We start from the raw sequence: 2882 nt of genomic DNA, 5'->3' as shown, positions 1-2882 counted from the left end.
GCCCTGTGGGGGCGGGGGTGCCCTGTGGCTCACAGCTTTGTCCCAGAGGGGCCACAGGGCATCCTGGAGAAGACGGTGGAACCTGGCGGGGTCACCTCACGTTGATAACTTTGGTCAGCCGTACGCCGTATTCGCTTCACCCCCACACCTCACCCCACAGGAGCCCGGAACGTGACGACGCTTGCCCTCGGACCAAGCTGGTTGGATCCGGACTACCTGCTCGACACGTTCGGCATCTGGGGCCTGCTCCTGATCGTGTTCGCCGAGTCGGGCCTGCTCATCGGCTTCTTCCTGCCCGGCGACTCGCTCCTGTTCACGGCGGGCATGCTGATCACGGCCAAGACGCTGGACTTCCCGCTCTGGCTGGCCATCGTGCTGATCTGCGTCGCCGCGATCGTCGGCGACCAGGTGGGCTACATGTTCGGCAAGAAGGTCGGCCCCGCGCTCTTCAAGCGGCCGGACTCACGCCTGTTCAAGCAGGAGAACGTCACCAAGGCCCACGAGTTCTTCGAGAAGCACGGCCCGAAGTCCCTGGTCCTGGCCCGCTTCGTGCCCATCGTGCGCACGTTCACGCCGATCATCGCCGGCGTCAGCGGCATGCGGTACCGCTCGTTCCTGACCTTCAACATCATCGGCGGCATCCTCTGGGGCGCGGGCGTCACCCTGCTGGGCTCCTGGCTCGGCAGCATCCCGTTCGTCCGCAAGAACATCGAGGCGATCCTGATCCTGATCGTCTTCCTCTCGGTCGTCCCGATCATCATTGAGTTCCTCAAGGCCCGAAAGGCCAAGAAGAACCAGCCGCCCGCCCAGCACCAGACCCCGCCCCCACCGATGATGGACGACGCGACGACCCAGCTCCGCCGGGTCCAGCCCGACCAGCAGCCCCAGCAGTACGGCAACCAGCCCCAGGACCCGTACGGCTACCAGCAGGACCAGCAGCAGTACGCGCAGCAGTACCCGCAGCAGGGCCAGCAGTATCCCCAGCAGCAGTACCCGTACGGCCAGAACTACCCACAGAACTGAAGCGCCCCGTAAGGGGCGCGGGGAACTGCGCGACAAGCCACGAACCACCCGCAGCCGCCCGCCTACCAGCAAGCACCGAGCTGGTAGGCGGAGACGTTCAGAACCCTCGGGTCCGCTTAGCCGCCCGCCTACCCTCGGCGGAGCCGATCCGCAGGAACAACCGCGAGATCTCCGACCCCAGATTCACCCCGATCGCGATGGCCATGGCGAGCGCCGCGGCCTTGGTCAGGTTCACCACACCCTCATTCACGTCGTTCTGGGCGAACGCGAGCAGCCCGAAGTACGTCGCGGAACCGGGCAGCAACGGCCCGATAGCCGCCGTGGTGTACGGCAACGCGGAAGCGAACCGGTACCGGGACAGCAACTGCCCGAACAGCCCCACGAGCCCCGCAGCGACGGCCGTGGAGGCCACCGGCGAGATCTCGCCCGTGTAGTGCAGCGCGCCGTACACGACCCACGCCACGCCCCCGTTGAGCGTCACCAGCAGCACGGTGGATCGTTCCTGCTGGAGCAGTACCGCGAACGTGAGCGCGAGGAGCATGGCGGCGCCGGTCTGCCAGTAGGGCCGCTGGGTCCCCGCCAGCGCCGCGTCCGGGCTGAGCTCGGCGCCCACCTGCACGCCGAAATAGAGCACGAGCAGCACGCCGACGACGATGCCGACGTACAGGTACATGACCTCCAGGAGCCGCGCGGCGGCGGTGATGTAGAAGCCGGTCAGCCCGTCCTGCACGCCCGCCACCAGGGCACGCCCGGGCAGCAGCGCGAACAGCCCACCGGTGATCACCGCGGACGCGTTCACGTCCACGTCGGTGAGCGTGAGCGCGATCCCGATCGCGGCGGGTGGCATCGCGGCCGTGATGAACTGGTAGAACTCCGGCAGTCCGCGCCCCGCGCACAGCCACGCCAGCCGGTCGCCGAGCATCGCGCCCAGCGCGGCCGCCACGAACACGATCACGTCACCGCCGACCAGGACCGAGGCCGCGCCGGCCAGCAGCCCGGCGGCGCCGGTCAGTACCCAGCCGGGGTACGGGTGGCGGTTGCGTCGGATCTCCGCGAGCCGCCGGTACGCCTCCTCCAGCGAGAACGCGGTCTCCGGGTCGCTCAGGTCGTCGACCAGCCGGTACACGGCCGCGAGCCGCGTGTAGTCGGTGGCCCGGCGGCGCACGGTTCGTGACGCGGTGACCGGGTCGTCCACGAGGGACGGCTGATACGAGATCGACAGCAGCGTGAACGTGACGTTCGGCTCGCACCGGTCGAGCCCGTAGGACCGGCAGACGGCGAACATCGCCGCCTCCACGTCCTCGGCGCCCTCACCGCCCGCGAGCAGCAGTTCCCCGATCCGGAGGGTGAGGTCGAGCACGCGCGGGATGGCGGGCCCCGACTCGTCCTCCTTGTGCACGGGTTCGGGCGCCGGCCGGTCGGCCACCGGCATGCGCAGCATCGTGCGCATCCGGTCCTGCCAGGGCAGCTCCTTGGTCAGTCTGACCACGGGGACCCCGGACGGCGGGGTGAACGTGGGCGGGGCGTGGCGGGCGCTGTAGGTGCGCGGCGGGCTGAACGCCGACCCCTCGGCCTCGGGCGCCACCGGCTGAGGCGGCGCCAGTCCCTCCGGGACGGCGAACTCCGAGGTCGTGTGCGCCTCGGGCTCGGTCACCACGGGCGCCACGTCCAGCCCCACGGGGATCGCGAACTCGGACGTGATCTGCGACTCCCCGTCGGCCGTCACGTCTCCCACCGGCCGTACGAACCCACTCCGCGCCGCGTCCGACCGCGGCTTACGGTCTTCCACGTACGTCACCGTCGCGCCCCCTTCTCACACCTTTCTCCGGCGCCGCTCCCGCGGACGCCCTCCTTCCTGA

The 2882-nt window shown here is 69.6% G+C and carries 2 protein-coding genes; one reads left to right on the top strand and one right to left on the bottom strand.

Going from position 1 to position 2882, the window contains the following annotated elements:
* Positions 1–171 precede the first annotated feature (171 nt).
* Positions 172–1023, top strand: a complete 852-nt coding sequence (locus tag FNH08_RS48165) for a DedA family protein (protein ID WP_322726614.1) — start codon at positions 172–174, stop codon at positions 1021–1023.
* Positions 1024–1120: 97 nt separating this feature from the next.
* Here the strand turns inward: FNH08_RS48165 and FNH08_RS48160 are convergent, their stop codons facing one another.
* Positions 1121–2821, bottom strand: coding sequence for a threonine/serine exporter family protein (locus FNH08_RS48160; protein WP_322726613.1), 1701 nt, complete (start codon positions 2819–2821; stop codon positions 1121–1123).
* Positions 2822–2882 lie beyond the last annotated feature (61 nt).

This window comes from Streptomyces spongiae (assembly GCF_009377185.1).
GTDB lineage: Bacteria > Actinomycetota > Actinomycetes > Streptomycetales > Streptomycetaceae > Streptomyces > Streptomyces spongiae.
This window is presented reverse-complemented; position numbering and strand designations above follow the sequence as displayed.